Source organism: Sphingomonas kyeonggiensis (assembly GCF_030812785.1).
In the GTDB taxonomy this organism is placed as follows: domain Bacteria; phylum Pseudomonadota; class Alphaproteobacteria; order Sphingomonadales; family Sphingomonadaceae; genus Sphingomonas; species Sphingomonas kyeonggiensis_B.
The window spans coordinates 566,380-583,266 of the sequence record NZ_JAUSTJ010000001.1 but is presented as its reverse complement, the minus strand read 5'-3'; the positions used below and the strand labels follow the sequence as shown (position 1 = coordinate 583,266).

At 68.5% G+C, this 16,887-nt stretch carries 15 protein-coding genes and 1 tRNA gene; 5 read left to right on the top strand and 11 right to left on the bottom strand.

Going from position 1 to position 16,887, the window contains the following annotated elements; genetic code table 11:
* The first annotated feature begins 70 nt into the window (after positions 1 to 70).
* Positions 71 to 1,168 (top strand): histidinol-phosphate transaminase, encoded by a 1,098-nt coding sequence (gene hisC, locus J2W22_RS02830; RefSeq protein ID WP_307116748.1) that lies wholly within the window; start codon positions 71 to 73, stop codon positions 1,166 to 1,168.
* On the top strand, positions 1,168 to 2,076 hold the full coding sequence (locus tag J2W22_RS02825; RefSeq protein WP_307116747.1) for a prephenate/arogenate dehydrogenase family protein: 909 nt from the start codon (positions 1,168 to 1,170) through the stop codon (positions 2,074 to 2,076). Before hisC ends, J2W22_RS02825 begins: the two co-directional genes overlap by 1 nt.
* Before the next feature lie 229 nt (positions 2,077 to 2,305).
* On the opposite strand, the gene J2W22_RS02820 is transcribed toward J2W22_RS02825, so the two are convergent.
* From J2W22_RS02820 to ftsE, 4 genes are read right to left on the bottom strand one after another with little or no spacing between them, the layout of a single operon-like run.
* Complete coding sequence (locus J2W22_RS02820) at positions 2,306 to 2,989, bottom strand: lysophospholipid acyltransferase family protein (protein WP_307116746.1); 684 nt, start codon at positions 2,987 to 2,989, stop codon at positions 2,306 to 2,308.
* A complete protein-coding gene (locus J2W22_RS02815) occupies positions 2,989 to 3,519 on the bottom strand; it encodes a YdcF family protein (RefSeq protein WP_307116745.1) in 531 nt (176 codons plus the stop codon). Before J2W22_RS02815 ends, J2W22_RS02820 begins: the two co-directional genes overlap by 1 nt.
* Positions 3,516 to 4,400 carry a cell division protein FtsX gene (locus J2W22_RS02810; protein WP_307116744.1) on the bottom strand — a complete coding sequence of 295 codons (885 nt, stop codon included), beginning with the start codon at positions 4,398 to 4,400 and terminating at the stop codon, positions 3,516 to 3,518. Before J2W22_RS02810 ends, J2W22_RS02815 begins: the two co-directional genes overlap by 4 nt.
* Positions 4,397 to 5,101, bottom strand: a complete 705-nt coding sequence (gene ftsE / locus J2W22_RS02805) for a cell division ATP-binding protein FtsE (RefSeq protein ID WP_307116743.1) — start codon at positions 5,099 to 5,101, stop codon at positions 4,397 to 4,399. The genes J2W22_RS02810 and ftsE overlap by 4 nt, the downstream gene beginning before the upstream one ends.
* A gap of 364 nt (positions 5,102 to 5,465) precedes the next feature.
* Here ftsE and J2W22_RS02800 point away from each other — a divergent pair, with 364 nt between their 5' ends.
* Positions 5,466 to 6,218: an MJ0042-type zinc finger domain-containing protein gene (locus J2W22_RS02800; protein ID WP_307116742.1), complete on the top strand. Its 753-nt coding sequence runs from the start codon at positions 5,466 to 5,468 to the stop codon at positions 6,216 to 6,218.
* Here J2W22_RS02800 and J2W22_RS02795 read toward each other — a convergent pair.
* The gene (locus J2W22_RS02795) at positions 6,199 to 7,551 is read right to left on the bottom strand and encodes an MATE family efflux transporter (RefSeq protein ID WP_307116741.1); all 1,353 of its coding nucleotides are present in this window, start codon (positions 7,549 to 7,551) and stop codon (positions 6,199 to 6,201) included. The genes J2W22_RS02800 and J2W22_RS02795 overlap by 20 nt on opposite strands.
* 129 nt (positions 7,552 to 7,680) lie before the next feature.
* Here J2W22_RS02795 and J2W22_RS02790 point away from each other — a divergent pair.
* Both J2W22_RS02790 and J2W22_RS02785 read left to right on the top strand, forming a co-directional pair.
* A tRNA-Leu gene (locus J2W22_RS02790) sits at positions 7,681 to 7,767 on the top strand.
* Between the two features lie 152 nt (positions 7,768 to 7,919).
* Positions 7,920 to 10,913: a TonB-dependent receptor gene (locus J2W22_RS02785; RefSeq protein WP_307116740.1), complete on the top strand. Its 2,994-nt coding sequence runs from the start codon at positions 7,920 to 7,922 to the stop codon at positions 10,911 to 10,913.
* 251 nt (positions 10,914 to 11,164) lie between these two features.
* Here the strand turns inward: J2W22_RS02785 and J2W22_RS02780 are convergent, their stop codons facing one another.
* The 6 genes from J2W22_RS02780 to J2W22_RS02755 all read right to left on the bottom strand — a co-directional run bounded on the left by J2W22_RS02780 (position 11,165) and on the right by J2W22_RS02755 (position 16,876).
* A complete protein-coding gene (locus tag J2W22_RS02780) occupies positions 11,165 to 12,139 on the bottom strand; it encodes a flagellar motor protein MotB (RefSeq protein WP_307116739.1) in 975 nt (324 codons plus the stop codon).
* Positions 12,140 to 13,003, bottom strand: coding sequence for a flagellar motor stator protein MotA (motA, locus tag J2W22_RS02775; protein ID WP_307116738.1), 864 nt, complete (start codon positions 13,001 to 13,003; stop codon positions 12,140 to 12,142). It abuts the gene before it with no gap.
* Positions 13,004 to 13,177: 174 nt separating this feature from the next.
* Positions 13,178 to 14,077 carry a flagellin N-terminal helical domain-containing protein gene (locus J2W22_RS02770; protein WP_307116737.1) on the bottom strand — a complete coding sequence of 300 codons (900 nt, stop codon included), beginning with the start codon at positions 14,075 to 14,077 and terminating at the stop codon, positions 13,178 to 13,180.
* 5 nt (positions 14,078 to 14,082) lie between these two features.
* Positions 14,083 to 15,426: a flagellar hook-associated protein FlgK gene (flgK, locus tag J2W22_RS02765; RefSeq protein WP_307116736.1), complete on the bottom strand. Its 1,344-nt coding sequence runs from the start codon at positions 15,424 to 15,426 to the stop codon at positions 14,083 to 14,085.
* Positions 15,423 to 15,779 carry a rod-binding protein gene (locus J2W22_RS02760; protein WP_307116735.1) on the bottom strand — a complete coding sequence of 119 codons (357 nt, stop codon included), beginning with the start codon at positions 15,777 to 15,779 and terminating at the stop codon, positions 15,423 to 15,425. Before J2W22_RS02760 ends, flgK begins: the two co-directional genes overlap by 4 nt.
* A complete protein-coding gene (locus J2W22_RS02755) occupies positions 15,776 to 16,876 on the bottom strand; it encodes a flagellar basal body P-ring protein FlgI (protein WP_307116734.1) in 1,101 nt (366 codons plus the stop codon). The genes J2W22_RS02760 and J2W22_RS02755 overlap by 4 nt, the downstream gene beginning before the upstream one ends.
* Positions 16,877 to 16,887 lie beyond the last annotated feature (11 nt).

The following is a 16,887-nucleotide window of genomic DNA, read 5'->3' as shown; positions in this document are numbered from 1 at the left end:
CCTGCTTAACCATGAAGCCCTAGCGCCTGACCCTTGCCATCCGGTAACCATTCCGCCAAGCCGCGCGACCATGACCGCACCTGTTCCCAAGCCCTGGATCATGGAAATCGCCCCCTATGTGCCGGGGCGTTCCACCACCGATGACGGCCGCAAGGTGACCAAGCTCTCGTCCAACGAGAATCCGCTCGGCACTTCGCAGAAGGCGCGCGACGCGTTCCTCACCGCGTCGACCAGCCTCGAGCGCTATCCCGACGCCAGCGCCGTCGAACTGCGCGAGACGATCGCGGCGAAGTACGGCCTCGATCCCGCCCGCATCATCTACGGCAACGGATCGGACGAAGTCCTCCACCTCGCCGCCGGAGCGTTCGCCGGTCCGGGCGACGAGATCATCTACGTCCATTACGGCTTCACCGTGTACCCGATCGCCACCCGCCGGGTCGGCGCGATCCCGGTGGTGGCGCCCGACAAGGATTATGCGACCGATGTCGACGCGATCCTCGCCTCGGTGACCGACAAGACCAAGATCGTCTTCGTCGCCAACCCGAACAACCCGACCGGCACCTATGCGCCGCGCAGCGAGATCCTGCGCCTTCATGCCGGGCTGCGCAGCGACATCCTGCTCGTCCTCGACCACGCCTATGCCGAATATATCGAAGGCGATGACGACGATGGCGGCATGGAGCTGGCCCGCACTGCGCCGAACGTGCTGGTGACGCGCACCTTCTCCAAGATGTACGGCCTCGCCGCCGAACGGATCGGCTGGGGCTATGCCTCGGCGCCGATCATCGAGGCGATGCACCGCATCCGCCTGCCCTTCTCGATCACCATCGCGGGCACCGCGGCGGCAGTCGCGGCGCTGGGCGACACCGACTTCGTCGACCACACCAAGGCGCATAATGCCGAGTGGCGCCGCTGGTTCACGGACGAGATCACCAAGCTGGGCAACAAGGGCCTGCGCGCCGTGCCGAGCCAGGCGAACTTCGTGCTGGTGCTGTTCGAGGGCCAGCTCACTGCCGAGGCGGCGTACAAGGGCCTGATGGACGCCGGCTACATCGTCCGCTGGCTGCCCGGCCAGGGCCTCCCCCATGGCCTGCGCATCACCATCGGCACCGAGGAAGAGACGCGCGGCGTGATCGCATCGCTGCGGAGCCTGGCGGGCGAAGCCTGATGCTGCCGTTCGCGCGCGTCACGGTCATCGGCCTGGGCCTGATCGGCTCGTCGATCGCGCGCGCCGTCCGCCAGCACATGCCGAGCGTGCGGGTGACCGGCTATGACGCCGACCCGGCGGTGCGCGAGACCGCGGTGCGCATCGACCTGTGCGACGACATCGCGGATACCGCCGGCACCTCGGTGATCGACGCCGACCTCGTCATCCTCTGCGTCCCCGTCGGCGCGATGGGCGCGGCGGCGGCGGAGATCGCGGCGGACCTGCCGGCCGAGGCGATCGTCAGCGATGTCGGCTCGTGCAAGGAAAGCGTGGTCGAGGCCGTCCATGCCGCGCTGCCCGATGCCGTGTTCGTCCCCGCCCACCCGGTGGCCGGCACCGAGAATAGCGGACCCGAGGCCGGCTTCGCTTCGCTGTTCCATGGCCGCTGGTGCATTATCACCCCGGTCGAAGGCACCGCGCCCTTCGCCGTCGAGCGCGTCCTCGAATTCTGGCGCCGCCTCGGTGCCGAGGTCGAGACGATGGCGCCCGATCATCATGACCGCGTCCTCGCCGTCACCAGCCATCTGCCGCATCTGATCGCCTATACGATCGTCGGCACCGCATCGGACATGGAGGAAGTCACCCAGTCCGAAGTGATCAAATACTCCGCCGGCGGCTTCCGCGACTTCACCCGCATCGCCGCATCCGACCCGACGATGTGGCGCGACGTGTTCCTGGCCAACAAGGAAGCGGTGCTCGACATGCTCCAGCGCTTCTCCGAGGATCTGACCGCGCTGCAGCGTGCGATCCGCTGGGGCAAGGGTGACGAGCTGTTCGAGCTGTTCAGCCGTACCCGTGCGATCCGCCGCTCGATCATCGAGCAGGGCCAGGACGATGCCGCGCCGGACTTCGGGCGTTCGCACGACTAGATTCCTACGGGCGCCGCCCGTGCGAATCGCCAAAGGACACGAAGTACACGCCAGAAGCGGGTTTTCGCGGCGCCTAATTTGACACAGTTCCCGCGAGCGCACCGCATCTCGCAACATTCTTGCGTGTGCGGGATCCTATTTTTCCAACAAGGCAAAGAGCGGCCGGAACGCCAGTTCCGACCGCCCGAGCCAACCAGACGAAATCCTACATTGCAAGCCGGGCCGCGCCTCAGCCGTTGAGCGCGTTGATCCCGGCATGCACGCGCGCCTCGGCCTCGGCGCGGGGCAGGCCCGGCGGGATCGGATCGAGGAAGCGGAAGGTGATCACGCCGGGCTTCTTGATCCCATGCTTGGGCCAGACATGGCCGCTCCGCACCGCGATCGGCACGACGGGCAGGTCGAGCATCCGGTAGAGCCCGGCAAAGCCCGAGCGCAGCGCCGGCGCCTCGCCCGGCTTCACCCGCGTGCCTTCGGGAAAGATCAGCACCGAGCGGCCCTGCGCGAGCGCAACCCTGGCATCCTTCATCATCGATCGCAGCGCCGCGGCATTGGCGGTGCGATTGACGATGATCACGCCGTAGCGCCGTGCCGCCCAGCCCCAGAGCGGGATCTGGGCGAGCTCGCGCTTCATCACCGTGGCGGGCGAGCCGAGCAGCCGGCTGAGCTCCAGCGCCTCGAACAGCGATTCATGCTTGCCGGCGAAGAGCACCGGCCCCTTGGGAATCGTGCCCTCGATCTGCACGCGGATGCCGAGGATCCAGCGCGCCGACCAGGTCATCAGCCCCACCCAGGCCATCGCGTAGCTGCGCAGCGAATCGCCGCCGAGCAGCGCGACCAGCGGCACGAGCAGCACCAGCACGACCGAGAGGCCGTAGAAGAAGAGCGAGAAGATCAGCGTACGCAGGAAGTTCATCAGCGAGCACCGAGCAGCAGTGCGATGCGGCGCACCAGATATTTGTGATATTCGCGGAACAGCATGGCGAAGCCCGGCTGGCTGCGCACCGGATCGCCGACCACTTCCACGCCCTTCAGCGCATGGGCGAGCTCGAGCCGGGCACGCGGCATGTGCCAGTCCGACGTGACGAGGCGCACGGTCTTGTAGCCATGCTCCTTCACCCATTCGGCGGTCTCCTCGGCATTGGAGCGGGTGTCGACCGCCTGCCAGCCGAGATCGACGCAGCAGCGCATCAGCTTGCGATCGATCTTGTACTCCGCCGCGAACTCGCCGGGGCGGACATCGGGATCGACGCCGCTGACCAGCAAACGCTCGGCATCGCCGGCGCGCAGCACTTCCAGGCCTCGGTCGATCCGCTTCGATCCGCCGGTCAGCACCACGATCGCATCGGTCTTGCGGCCCTCCAGCGGATGGCCGAGCGACAGCATGAACGCAGCGAAGCCGAGTGCCCAGGCGATCACCACCAGCGCAATCAGGCGCAGGATCACAGCGTGCGGCCCAGCGCGCGCAGCACGGTGCGCCGCGCCGCGAAGGTGGCGAGCAGCGCGAAGCCGAGCGGGAGCAGCAGGAGCAGGAACCAGTCGCGCTGCTGCAGCGCCACGCCGCTCAGCATCTCCGAGCCGACCAGCGCCATGCGCGACTGGAGGAACCAGACCAGCCCGAGCGCCGCCACGGTGCCGAGCAGGCCGCCGAGCAGCGTATCGAACGCGATCCGCCGCTGGAACAGGCGGGCGATCTGGACATCGGTGGAGCCGAGCATGTGGAGCACATCAATGGTGTCGCGGTGCGTGTCCAGCCCCGAACGCGCGGCGAGCAGCACCACCGCAGCGGTGGCGCTGGCGATCAGCAGCATCAGCCCGACGGCGAGCCAGCTCATCGTGGTCATGAACCCGCGCACCGGCGAGAGCCACTGGGCGTGCCGGTCGATCCGGGCATTGGGCGCGACCTGGCGGGCGGCGCGCTCCACTGCCGCGGTGGTGCTGCCGCGCACCTCGATATCGATCATCGCCGGCATCGGCAGGTCGGGGTCGAGCCCGGTATCGCCGAGCCAGGGCTTGAGCAGCTCGGCGAGCCGCTGGCGATCGACCTCGGCGACGCGCTGCACCCCCGGCAGCCGGGTGACCGCCGCGCGGATCGCGGCCGCCTGGCCGTCGCGCAACGCGGCATCGGGCTCGACGATCTGGATGGTCAGCCGCCCGGCGAGCTGGCGGTCGAGCTGGGCGGTGGCGGCGAACATGCCGAGCCCCAGCGCACCGGCGAGCACGGTGAGGAAGACCATGATCGCCATGATCCAGGTCATCGCGCGGGTGCGCCGGCTCTCGTCGAGCAGGCGGCGATCGGGGGCGTTGGGGTTGAGGCTCAGCTTCACTGGGCGCCCCGCGGCGGGTTGCGCAGCGCGCCGGTGGGATCGTTGAGCCGACCCTTCTCCAGCCGCATCATGTGCGCGTTGGGGATGCGGTTGAGCAGGTGGAAGTCGTGCGTCGCCACCACCACGGTGGTGCCGAGCCGGTTGAGGCTGTCGAACAGATGGAGCAGCCGCTCGGCCATGTCGGGATCGACGTTGCCCGTGGGCTCGTCCGCGACGAGCAGCTCGGGGCGACCGATCACCGCGCGGGCGATGGCGATGCGCTGCTGCTCGCCGCCCGACAGGGTGGGCGGCTTGGCGCGGCCGCGATCGGTGAGGCCGACCCAGGCGAGCATCTCGCGCACCGGCGCCTCGATATCGCTTTCCGACACGCCGGCGACGCGCAAGGGGAGCGCGATATTGTCATAGGCGGAAAGGTGGGGGACCAGGCGGAAATCCTGGAATACCACGCCGATGCGGCGGCGGAAGCCGGGCAGGCGGGTGCGGGGCAGCGCGCCGGCATCCTCGCCGAAGATGCGGACGGTGCCGCGGGTCGCGCGCTGGGCGAGGTAGAGCAATTTGAGCAGCGAGGTCTTGCCCGCGCCCGAGGGTCCGGTGAGGAAATAGAAGGCGCCGGTGTTCAGCGAGAAGCTGATGTCCGAGAGAGTCTCGTCGCCCGAACCATAGCGCAGGCCGACATTCTCGAATTGAACGATGCTGGCCATCAGGCTCCCGGCGCTTCCCTTGCACCTGCCATCGCACAGGGATTTGACGGGCTCAAGCGTGGCGCGCCGGGGAGGTCGTCCGGATATCCTTCATCGTCATCCCCGCGCAGGCGGGGATCCAGAGCCACGGGCGGCGCACGCCCGGCACGCCTCGGCGTTTCCGGCAAGGCGTGCCCGATTGCTTCGATTGCCCCGGATTACCCTGGATCCCCGCCTGCGCGGGGATGACGGGTGGATATTTGACGGCCCGCCTTTCTCAAGAAGCTGGGGATACTCGGGCCGGGGACTCTTGTTCGCGCGAATCGATGGGTCTAGAATCGTGACAATCGGGCGACAGGCCCCCGTGTGTCGTGAGCCGAGCGCAATGATCCTCGAATGCAGCCAGTGCCGAACCCGCTATCTGGTGCCGGACAGCGCCATTGGCGCCGACGGCCGCACCGTGCGCTGCGCGAGCTGCAAGCATAGCTGGTTCCAGGCGCCGGTCGCGCTCGACCTGACCACGCGCGCCACGGCGGCGGACGGCCCGGTCACCCCGGCGCCCAAGCGCGAGGCCGAGGTGCCGAAGCGCGAGGCGCCCGCGGCACCGCGGGTGTTCGACGATGCCTCGATCACCGCCGCTGCCGGCGGGCCCTCGCCCGACTATGATCCCTTCGCGCCGCAGCCGCCGTTCAAGCCGCGCCGCAACCCGGCGCGCCGCTGGACCGCCGCCGCCTTCGTCGCGGGCTTCTCGATGCTGCTCGGCACCGGTGCGATCCTCTATTCGGGCGCGCCCGGGCTCGCCGCGCAGCTGGGCTGGGGCCTCGGCATCGGCGGCGAAGTCGAGACGCCCCTGGTGTTCACCGACAAGAATGTCGAGCTGCGCACCCAGACCAATGGCAGCGAGCTGTTCATCATCTCGGGCAAGGTGGCCAACCCCACCGCCGACAAGCAGCGCGTGCCCGACATCCGGATCGAGCTCAAGGACAAGGAAGACCGGCTCGTCTATAGCTGGCGGGTCACGCCGTCGGTGCGCGAGATCGGGCCCAAGCAGACGATCGACTTCAATTCGGCCCAGGTCGATCCGCCGCGCAGCGCGGCGACGGCGCGCCTGGCCTTCGCTACCGAAATCGGCGGCTGACCCGCCACAGCCGCGCGCCGTGGAGCGCCGCGGCGACCACCATGCCGATCCCCGAGGCGAGGACGAGGCCGGTCGCCTCCCAGCCCCATAGCCGCACGAACACCAGCCCCGCGCCGCCGGTGACGAGGAAGAAGGCGATCACCGAGTTGATCCCCGCCGCGACCTGGTCGCCGAGCGAGCGCAGAGCATAGACGAACACCACCTGCACCCCGTCGAACAGGATGAACGGCGCCCAGATCGGCAGCATGAGTAGCGCGATCCGGTGCACCTCGGGCACGGCCGGGAACAGCGCGACGAAGGGCGCCGGCACGAGGATCAGCAGGAGCGCAAGCAGGCCGGTGGCGAGCGCGGCGAGCGAGGCGGCGATGGCGGTGCGCCGCGCGGCCGCCTGGGGCACGCCCTCGCCCACCGCGTTGCCGACGCGCACCCCCGCCGCCGATCCCAGGCCGAGCGCCACCGAGAAGGTGACGTTGTGGATCGAGAAGACGAGCTGGAAGGCATGCGCGGTGACGTCGCCCAGCTCGGTCGACAGCGCGATCAGGATCGAGAAGCCGACCAGCTCGAGCCCCGAGGCGATGGCGGGGATCAGGCCGAACAAGGCGAGCCCCAGCGCGCCCTTTAGCGAATCGCGGCTGAAGATGCCGGAGAGGTCGTGCACGCCGCGCGCCTTGGCGCGGGGCAGGGTCCAGGCGGCGGCGATCATGCCGGCCGCGCCCAAGGCGGAGGCGATGGTGGTGGCCAGCGCCGCGCCGGTCGCGCCCATTGCCGGCAAGCCGAGATGCCCGGCCGACAGCGCCCAGGCGAGCAGGGCGTTGACCGGCAGGATCGCGAGGTTGACCACGGTCACCCGCTGCGGGCGGCTTACCCCTTCGAGGAAGAAGCTCGCGGTGACGATCAGCAGCTGGAAGGGATAGGCGAGCGCCATCACCCGCACGACCTCGGCGGCGTGCGGGGCGATCTCGCCGGCCACGCCGATCGCCAGCAGCATCGGCATGGCGAAGGCGAAGAGCAGCAGCGCGCTGAGCATGCCGAGCGCGGCGGCGAGCAGCAGCCCCTGGTGGAAGGCGCGGCCGGTGCCCGGCAGGTCCTTCGCCCCATCGGCGCGCGAGACATGGACGAGCACGCCGGAAAGCGCGCCCAGCCCCATCACGATGCCCGGGAAGGTGAGCGCGCGGCTGGCGCCGAGGGCTGCCATCTGCTCGGTGCCGGTGAAGCCGACCACCACCACGTCGGTGACATGGAGGATCGTCCAGTTGAGGCTGGTCAGCGCCACCGGCCAGGCCAGCGACAGGATTCGGCGCATCTCGGCGGAAAGATCGGGGGCGATGCGCATGGGACGGCGCGCTTAGCGGATTTCGCTTCGTTTGGAAAAGCGCGGCGGAACCGCTTGCAATGTCCGAAACGCGTTGCTAGGGGCCGCTGCCTTACCAGCCGTCGGTATCCCAACTGACGGATTTCACGTGCGGTCGTGGCGGAACTGGTAGACGCGCAACGTTGAGGTCGTTGTGGCCGAAAGGCCGTGGAAGTTCGAGTCTTCTCGACCGCACCAGTGAAAAATGCAGGCACCCGGCGACATCGCCGCGGTGCCGCAATTTTTTCGAGAACCCGGCAAACTTCTGCGACAAGTCGCGGCTAGCCACGCAGCATTCATGCTGGCGGTGTCACTTGCCGCGCGGGGTTTTCGAAAAGGGTGGGAATTTGATGCGTTCGAAGTTGATGCGTGGTGCCGCGGTTGCCGGATTGCTCGCCGGCATGATGCCGGGCGCGGTGCTCGCCCAGGCGCAGCAGCAGGCGCCCACGCCTTCCTCCGCGCAGAATCATCCCCAGCCCCAGGCGCAGGCCCCCGCAGCAGCGCAGGACCAGGGCACGGACGAGATGGGCGACGAAGGCGCGATCGTCGTCAACGGCGTGCTGCCCGGTGCGGTGAAGACCGACGTCAAGCCCGAGGTCCAGCTCAACCCGGCCGACATCCGCGCCTATGGCGCCTCCAATGTGTCCGAGCTGATCACTGCGCTCCAGGCGCAGCTCGGCAGCGGCTCGGGCCGCGGCGACGAGCAGCCGGTGATCCTGATCAGCGGCCGCCGCTCGAGCATGAACGAGGTCCGCGACCTGCCGACCGAGGCGATTGAGCGGGTCGACATCCTGCCCGAGGAAGTCGCGCTGCAATATGGCTATGGCGCCACCCAGAAGGTGATCAACTTCGTGCTGCGCCGCCGCTTCCAGGCAGTGACGACGGTGCTCGAAGGGCAGATGCCCACCGATGGCGGCAATGCGACCGAGAGCGCCAACCTCAACATCCTCAAGCTCAACCGCGACGGGCGGGTGACGCTGGACGTCAAGTACAACCAGAATTCGTCGATCCTCGAGAGCGAGCGCGGGGTCAGCCGCGCCGGCAATGCGCTGTTCGACACGACCGGCAACATCAGTGGGCTGGGCGCAGTGGTGCTCGATCCGGTCACCGGTGCCCCGATCGGCCGCGAGATCGATCCGGCGCTGAGCGCGTTGGCCGGCCGGCCGGTGACGGTCGCCGGGGTGCCGGTGTCCGGCCAGCAGGCGCTCGCCGGCTATGCGGCCAATGCCAATGATCCCAACATCACCGACGTCACGCCCTATCGCACTTTGGTCGGCCCGGCGAAGAACCTGACGATCAGCGGCATCTACAACCGCGCGCTCTCGCCCAAGGTGAGCGCCACCGCGACGATCAACCTCGACGTCAACGAGAGCGAGAGCTGGCTCGGCCTGCCGAGCGCGACGCTGACCCTGCCCACAGGCAATCCGTTCTCGCCCTTCGGCCAGGATGTCGAGCTGCGGCGCTATTACGACAATCTCAACCCGCTGACCCGCTCGAGCAGCAGCCAGGCGCTGCGCGGCGAGCTGACGGTCAACGGCGACAGCGCGCCCTGGATCAACAGCTGGCGCTGGTCGCTCAACGCCAATTACCAGCAGACCGGCAGCGATTCGACCACCACGCGCGGCGTCGACCCCAGCGTGGCCCAGGCGCTGCTCAATGCCAACGACCCGAGCTTCAACCCGTTCGCGCCGATCCCCTACAGCCTGATCGGCAGCCGGCCGGACGACTGGACCGAATCGACCACCAAGGTCGGCAATGTCGAGTTCCTCACCAACGGCCCGCTGTTCAAGCTGCCGGCGGGCGACGTCACCGGCAGCATCCGCGTAGCGGGACGGACCAACGACCTGTCGGGCAGGTCCTTCCGCTCGGGCGTGTTCAGTTCGAGCGACATCTCGCGCGACACCGGCGCGGTGCGCGGCAACATCTCTATCCCGATCACCAGCCGGCGCCGCGCGGTGCTCGACGCGATCGGCGACTTCTCGGTCAACGCCAATATCGAAGTCGAGCAGCTCTCGGACTTCGGGCGGCTGACCACCACCGGCTATGGCTTCAACTGGTCGCCGATCACCCAGGTCCAGGCGATCGTCAGCTTCATCGATGACAGCAACGCGCCGACGCCGGGGCAGCTCGGCAATCCGGTGGTCACCACGCCCAACGTGACCGTCTACGACTTCGTGCGCGGCGAGAGCGTCAACATCAGCCAGATCAGCGGCGGCAACACCGCGCTGAGCGCTGACAGCCGCCACGTGTTCCGCGCCGGGCTCAACATCCGGCCGTTCACCGAGACCAATCTCGGCATCGTGGTGAACTACACCAATTCGCGCTTCCGCAACGCGATCCAGAGCTTCCCCGGTGCTTCCGCCGAAGTCGAAGCGGCATTCCCCGACCGCTTCGTGCGCGACGGCGACGGCCGGCTGCTCAACATCGATGCGCGCCCGGTGAACTATGACCGGACCGAGCATTCGGAGCTGCGCTGGGGCTTCAACCTGTTCCTGCCGATCGCCTCGCCCCAGCAGAAGCGGATGCGCGAGCGCCGTGAGGCCTTCCAGAAGGCGCGCGAGGAATCGCGCCGCACCGGCCAGCCGCTGCCGCCCGAGATGACGGCGATGTTCGATCAGTTCCGCCGCCTCGGCCAGCAGTCGAGCCTGTTCGGCGGTACCCAGGGCGGCCAGTTCCGTGGCCCGCGGCCCGAGGGCCAGCCGGGCCAGGGTCAGGAAGCCCCGCCGCGCCCGCCGGCGGACGGTGCCGGCCCGGGTGCGGGTGGTCCGCCGGGCGGCGGCGGTCCGCGCTTTGGCGGCCCCGGTGGTGGTGGTGGCGGCGGCGGTGGCCGTGGCGGCTTTGGCGGTGGAGGCGGTGGCAACCGCATCATCCTCAGCGCCTATCACACCTGGGTGCTGCGCGACGAAATCCAGATCCGTCCGGGCCTGCCGGTCATCGACCGGCTCGGCGACACGACCAGTCAGGCGATCGCGGCGCACCGGGTGGACTTCACCGCGGGCGTGAAGCGCGACGCGCTACTCGTCCAGCTCAACGGCAACTGGCAGAGCGGCACCCGCACCACGGGCGGCACCACCAGCCTACCGGGCAGCACCGGCGAGCTCAACTTCGGCAGCCTGGCCAAGGTCAACCTGCTCGCCGAGTTCAACCCGGGCCAGGACATCGACTTCCTGCTCAAGCACCCCTGGTTCCGTGGCTCGCGGATCCAGCTGCGCGTCGACAACATGTTCAACGCGCGCCAGCGGGTGACCGACGAGAATGGCGTGACGCCTGTGGCCTATGCGCCGAACCTGCGCGACCCGATCGGCCGCACGGTGAAGCTCACCTTCCGCAAGCAGTTCTTCTGAGCGACGCGTGCCGGTCTCGGAGGGGCCGGTATTGCTGGATGCGAAGAAGAACAGAGTGGTTCACGCGGAGGCGCGAAGACGCGAAGAGGTTGCGCTCGCGGAGAGTGTTGGTGCCGCGTCAGCGGCCATGATGCCGGGAGCGTAGCGATGGAGGGGGCCGCTGGCGCGGCGCGAGACCCCTCCGCGTCTTCGCGCCTCCGCGTCAATCTCTTCTTCGTGCGCCTCCTCACGCGAGGAAGCGCGACTAGCCCCTAGTGCGCCCCCAGCGGCGCGTCGGCTTCGCGGCTGGCGCGTAGGCCGGGGCGGAAGCGGCCCTGCGGGTCCTGGTCCATGATCCGGCGATAGAGCAGGGTGATCGAGACGCGGCGGTTGCGCGGGTCGGCGGGGTTCTCGACGATCAGCGGCTCGCGGTCGGCCACGCCCTCGATCCGCTCGAAGCGCATCTCGGTGACGCCGCCCGACAGCAGGCGCCTGCGGGTGGCTTCTGCGCGGCCGCTCGACAGCATCCAGTTGTTCATCGCCAGCGGATCGCCATAGCCGAGGCTGTCGGTATGGCCGCGGATCATGATCGGGTTTTCCATGCCCTTGATCGAGTCCGCGATCGTGCCGACCAATATGCTCGCCTCGGGCACCAGGGCCGTCGTGCCCAAGTTGAACATCGAGTAGTTGGCGTCGTCGAGCAAGTCGATCCGCATGCCGTCGCGCGTCGGCACGAAGCGGACATGATTGGCCAGCTTGGCCAGCGACGGCGTCGCCTGCATGCGCTGGCGGATCCGCTTGGCGGTCTCCTCGAAATTCTTCTGGTCCTGCTGGGTCAGCGCGCGCTGGTCCTTGAGCGTGCCCTTGGCGCCGGTGCCGACATCCTTGCCGCCGGCGCCGCCTACCGGGACGGTCAGTGACTTGGTGCCGGTCTGCGAGGCCTTGCCCGGATAATTGTCGCGCTGGTTGATCGCCTCGCCGCCGAACAGGCCGTTCGAGCCGGCACTGTTCTGCTTCAGCTCGACCAGCGTCGGCGCGAAATAGTCGGCAAGCGCCTTGCGCTGCTTCTCGGTGGTGGCGCCCAGGATCCAGAGCAGCAGGAAGAACGCCATCATCGCGGTCACGAAGTCGGCATAGGCGACCTTCCAGGCGCCGCCGTGATGGCCGCCATGCCCCTCGACGATGATCTTCTTGACGATGATCTTCGGCTGGAGCTGGTTCCCGTGGGGTGCGCGGGGCGCCGCCACTTACCGGCCCCTCAGCCCGTCGAACACCTCGCCGAAGCCTGGCTGGTTGACGTGCGCGATGCTGGAGCGGGCGGCCTCGATCACCAGCGGCTGCGGATGGCCGTGGAGCGAGGCGATGATGATCTGCTTCACCACATGATAGATCGCCGCATCGGCGTCGATCACCTGCTGCAGCCGGCCGGCGAGCGGCGCGACGATGCCGTAAGCGAGCAGCACGCCCATGAAGGTGCCGACCAGTGCCGAGCCGATCATCGCGCCAAGGATGCTCGGCGGCTTGTCGATCGAGCCCATCGTCTTCACCACGCCGAGCACGGCGGCGACGATGCCGAGTGCGGGGAGGGCGTCGCCCAACGACTGGAGCGTGGTCTGCGGGCCCTGGACCTCGTGGTGGTGCGTCTTGATCGAGTTGTCCATCACCTCCTCGACCGCGTGCACGTCGAGCGTGCCCGACGAGACGACGACGAGGCGCAGCGTATCGGTGATCAGGTTGATCAGCGTGTGATCGGCGAGCAGGCGCGGATATTCGGCGAAGATCGCGGAGGACTTGGGATCCTCGACATGCGGCTCTAGCGCGATCGGCCCTTCGGTCCGCAGCATCTTCATCAGCTTGGAGACCAGGAAGATCGTGTCGAGATAGTCCTGCTTCTTGTATTTCGGGCCCTTGAGCACCTTGGCCAGGCCGCCGCCAAGCGCCTTCAGCTCCTTGGTCGAATTGCCGATGACGAGCGCGCCGGCGGCGGCGCCGCCGATGATCAGCATCTCATGCGGGATCGCTTCGAGCACGGGGCCGAGCGCGCCGCCGGTGATCGCGAAACCACCGAAGACCATTGCCAGCAGGATGACGAGGCCGATTGCCGGAAACATGTGCGCGAAACCCCCGATTTGTCGTCTCGGTTAACGACCGTTTCGCCGTGATATTCAGCGGAAAAACATGGTTAATTCGTTACCGGCGCGAATTATTTCGGGCTTTCGCTTGGGTTTCGGGCACAAACGGTCTAGCGGCGCGCACTCCGGCGAAAGTCGCGGCTTTCCCGTGGCTTATTTGAGATAGTCGAACAGCGAGACGCTGGTCAGCTTGGTGAAGCTGGCCTGGGTCGCCTGCAGAACAGTGAGTGTCTTCTGCAGATTGGCGACCGCGGTCGGGATGTCAGTATCCTCGATGCCCGAACGGGTCGTCTCGCGGGTCTCGGCGACGTCGGTCAGCCGGTCGGCCTGGAGATCGAGCCGGGCGCCGCGCGCGCCGACCGAGGCGCGGGCGAGCGCCACCGTGTCGAGCGAGGCGTTGATCCCGTCCAGCGCCGCGGCACCCGCAGCCTGGACATCGGTGCCCGACTTGAGCGCGGCCGACAGCGAGCCGAGGACCGCGAACATGTCGGCGCCGGCGGGGCTGAACACCCGCTCGCCGCTGATCGTCGGCTGCACGCTCTCGCCATCGCCGATCGGGATTGCCGAGGGTTCGCCGGTGCCGGCGAAGCTGATCGAGCCGTCGGCGTTCTTCACATAGGCGGTGTCGCCGGTCGCGCCGCCGAACAGGGGCTGGCCGCGGATATCGTCCTTGGTGTTGGCGAGCGCGAACAGCGTGTCGCGGATCGAGTCCAGCTCCTCGCCGATCGAGGCACGGTCCGATGCCGACAGCGTGTCGCTCTTGGCGCGGGTGGCCAGCTCGAGCGCGCGCTGCATCTGGGTCTCGACGCTCTCCAGCGTCTGGTCGGTCTGCGCAGTCACGCCCTGGGCGATCGTGATGTTCGACTTGTAGGTCGCATCGCCGGTGGTGGCGCGCTGGATCTGCTGCAGCTTGATATAGGCGGCCGCGTCCGAAGCCGCGGTGATACCGAGCTTGGTGGTGGCGATCTGGGTCTGCGTCTTGTCGGCAGCGGCGGTCAGCTGGGTCATCAGCGACGTCGGGCGGCTGTACATCTGCGAAGTGGCGATGCGCATGATCTTTACCTGATATCGAGGATCGACTGCATCGTCTCGCGCGCGATCTGGATCACGCGGGTCGATGCCTGATAGGCCTGCTGGAAGCGCATCAGATCGACCGCCTCCTCGTCGATGTTCACGCCGCTGACCGAATCGCGCGCCGAGACGGCGGAATCGCGGATCGAGCTCTGCGCATCGGCGACGCTGTTGCGACCCGAAAGCGCCGCACCGTTGGCGGCGGTGAGATCGGTCACCTGCTGCTCGTAATTGCCGCTGGTGCGCAGCGTATCGAAGCCGGCGAGGTTGCTGTTGTCGCGGGTGCCGCCGCCGGCCGAAGCGGCGGCGATGCCGCGCGGATCGGTCATCACGACGCTGAGATTGTAGGCCGGATCGCCGACCGAGAAGATCGGCTGGCCGGCATTGCCCTGGAGATCGGCGCCGGCGGCCTGGACCGCGTTGACGCCCTCGGCGAAGCTCTGCGCCATCTGGCTGATCTGGTCGCGCGCCGCGGCGATGCGGCTGCCGCTCTCGGCGATGCCGGCGAGCGCGCCGCCGTTGGGCGCCATGGTCTGCACCGCGCCGCTGGCCTGCTTGACCGAGAAGGAGAAGGTCCCTTCGTCGTTGCTGACCTGCGAGACGATCGCTGCCTGGGCGCCCTCGACCAGGGTCGGGCCCGAGCTGTTGCCGGCCTGGACGGTGGCGCGGCCATAATTGTCGAAGCTGACGCTGACATCGGTCAGCGCGCTCATCTGCTCGAGCATCTGGTCGCGCTGGTCGAGCAGGGCGGCCTGCCCGGCGGTGCCGTCGGTCGCGCGGGCGAGGCCGGCATTCACCTTGGCCAGGCCAGCGGACAGGTTGTTGAGCTGCGTCACCGCGGTATCGGCCGAGGCCTTGAGATCGGTCATCGCGCCGTCGAGCGCCTTGCCGGTCGCGCCGAAGGCTGCGGCGACGCCCGCGGCGTTCTCGAGCATCGTCGCGCGCGCCGGCAGCGCGGTCGGGTCGGCCGCGACGGCCTTGGCCGAGGTGAAGAAGGATGTGAGCTGGTCGCCCAGCTTGTTCTGGGTCAGGCCCGAATCGATCCGGCCGAGCCAGGCCGCGCCGGCAAGCGTGCGGGCAAGGTCCGAGCTTGCGGTGCGCACCTCGGTCGCGCGGAAGGCGTCCGCCGAGCGGGTCACCCCGCCGACATTGGCGCCCAGGCCCGAGTTGATCGCGCTGGTGTTGCCGCCGGTGGCGACGACTTCGCGCACCGTGGCAACACGGCGCGAATAGCCGACGGTCGCGGCATTGGCGATATTGTCCGAGGTGGTGGCGAGCGCCGACTGATAGGCGCGCGCGCCGCTGGCGCCGATCGAAAGCAGGTCGGTCATTTGACGGCACCTCCTTCGGGCGCGGGCGGCGTGGTGCCGGGCTGGGCCGGCGTCTCGGTCTTGAGGTTCCTGGCGAGGAAGGCGGTCATCGCCTTGCCGATGCCGATCGGGGCGTGCGCGGCCATGCTCTGGGCGAGCTGCTGATCCTGCATGTCGCGGAACTGGTCCTCGCCCTTGCTGTCGAACAGCCCGTCGCCGAGCTTCGCCTGGCGCATCGACTTGAGCATCATGCCGGTGAAGACCGCCTCGAAGCGCTGGCCAGCGGCCTCGAGATTCTCCTTGGAGGCGAGGCGCGACGTGTCGGTCGAGACACCGCCGGACGTGCTGCCGATCGGGGCGAGGAGGTTGCTCACAGGATGATCAGCTCCGCCTTGAGCGCGCCGGCTTCCTTGAGCGCCTCGAGGATGGCGACCAGGTCGGCCGGCGACGCGCCGATCGCGTTCACCGCCTTGACGACGTCCGAAAGCTTCGGGCCCGGCTCGATCAGGAACATGGGATGCTTTTCCTCCTCGACGCCGACCGTGCTGTGCTGTTCGGTACGGGTCTCGCCCTTGCTGAACGGCGCGGGCTGGCTGGTGCGCTGGTTCTCATCAATACGAACGGTCAGTTTACCATGGGTTACCGCGGCAGGGCTGACCCGGACGGCCGAGTTGATCACCACCGTGCCGGTGCGCGCGTTGACGATCACCCGGGCGGCGGCCTCGGCGGCCTCGACCGGCAGGTTCTCGACTTCGCTCATCAGCTCCGAGCGCACGTCGCGGCCCTCGGGCGCCTGGATGGCGATCGAGACGCCGTCGATCGCGCGGGCGCGGTCGGCGCCGAAGCGCAGGTTGATCGCGTCCTGCACGCGCTGGGCCGTGGTGAAGTCGGCGCGGGCGAGGTTGAAGGTGATGAAGGGCGACTTGTCGAAGCCGGTATCGACGCTGCGCTCGACCGTGGCGCCTTCCGGAATGCGGCCCGAGCTCGGCGTGTTGACGACGATCTTCGAGCCGTCGGCACCTTCGGCGCCGAGCCCGCCCACCGCGAGGTTGCCCTGCGCCATCGCATAGATCTGGCCGTCGGCGCCCTGCAGCGGCGTCAGGATCAGCGTGCCGCCGCGCAGGGACTTGGCCTTGCCCATCGACGAGACGGTGATGTCGAGCTTCTGGCCCGGCTTGGCGAAGGCGGGCAGCTCGGCGGTGATCATCACCACTGCGGCGTTCTTCAGCCCCGGCGCGACGCCGGCGGGCAGCTGCAGCCCGAAGCGCGAAGTGACGCCCTTCATCGACTGGACGGTATATTCGAGATTGTCGTCGCCCGTGCCGGGAAGGCCGACGACCACGCCATAGCCGGTCAGCTGGTTGGTGCGGATGCCCTGGAAGCCGCCAAGGTCCTTCACGCGCTGGGCGTGCGCCGGCACGGTGGCGGCGGCGAGGGCAAGGGCGGCGAGCGCGAGGAAGCGGCGGATCATCGGTCTGCTCC

Excerpts from the sequence above, each read along its gene's own strand:
- hisC (WP_307116748.1), top strand. The coding sequence starts at position 71 with ATGACCGCACCTGTTCCCAAGCCCTGGATCATGGAAATCGCCCCCTAT.
- J2W22_RS02825 (WP_307116747.1), top strand. The coding sequence starts at position 1,168 with ATGCTGCCGTTCGCGCGCGTCACGGTCATCGGCCTGGGCCTGATCGGC.
- J2W22_RS02820 (WP_307116746.1), bottom strand. The coding sequence starts at position 2,989 with ATGAACTTCCTGCGTACGCTGATCTTCTCGCTCTTCTTCTACGGCCTC.
- ftsE (WP_307116743.1), bottom strand. The coding sequence starts at position 5,101 with ATGGCCAGCATCGTTCAATTCGAGAATGTCGGCCTGCGCTATGGTTCG.
- J2W22_RS02800 (WP_307116742.1), top strand. The coding sequence starts at position 5,466 with ATGATCCTCGAATGCAGCCAGTGCCGAACCCGCTATCTGGTGCCGGAC.
- J2W22_RS02795 (WP_307116741.1), bottom strand. The coding sequence starts at position 7,551 with ATGCGCATCGCCCCCGATCTTTCCGCCGAGATGCGCCGAATCCTGTCG.
- J2W22_RS02785 (WP_307116740.1), top strand. The coding sequence starts at position 7,920 with ATGCGTTCGAAGTTGATGCGTGGTGCCGCGGTTGCCGGATTGCTCGCC.
- motA (WP_307116738.1), bottom strand. The coding sequence starts at position 13,003 with ATGTTTCCGGCAATCGGCCTCGTCATCCTGCTGGCAATGGTCTTCGGT.
- J2W22_RS02770 (WP_307116737.1), bottom strand. The coding sequence starts at position 14,077 with ATGCGCATCGCCACTTCGCAGATGTACAGCCGCCCGACGTCGCTGATG.
- flgK (WP_307116736.1), bottom strand. The coding sequence starts at position 15,426 with ATGACCGACCTGCTTTCGATCGGCGCCAGCGGCGCGCGCGCCTATCAG.
- J2W22_RS02755 (WP_307116734.1), bottom strand. The coding sequence starts at position 16,876 with ATGATCCGCCGCTTCCTCGCGCTCGCCGCCCTTGCCCTCGCCGCCGCC.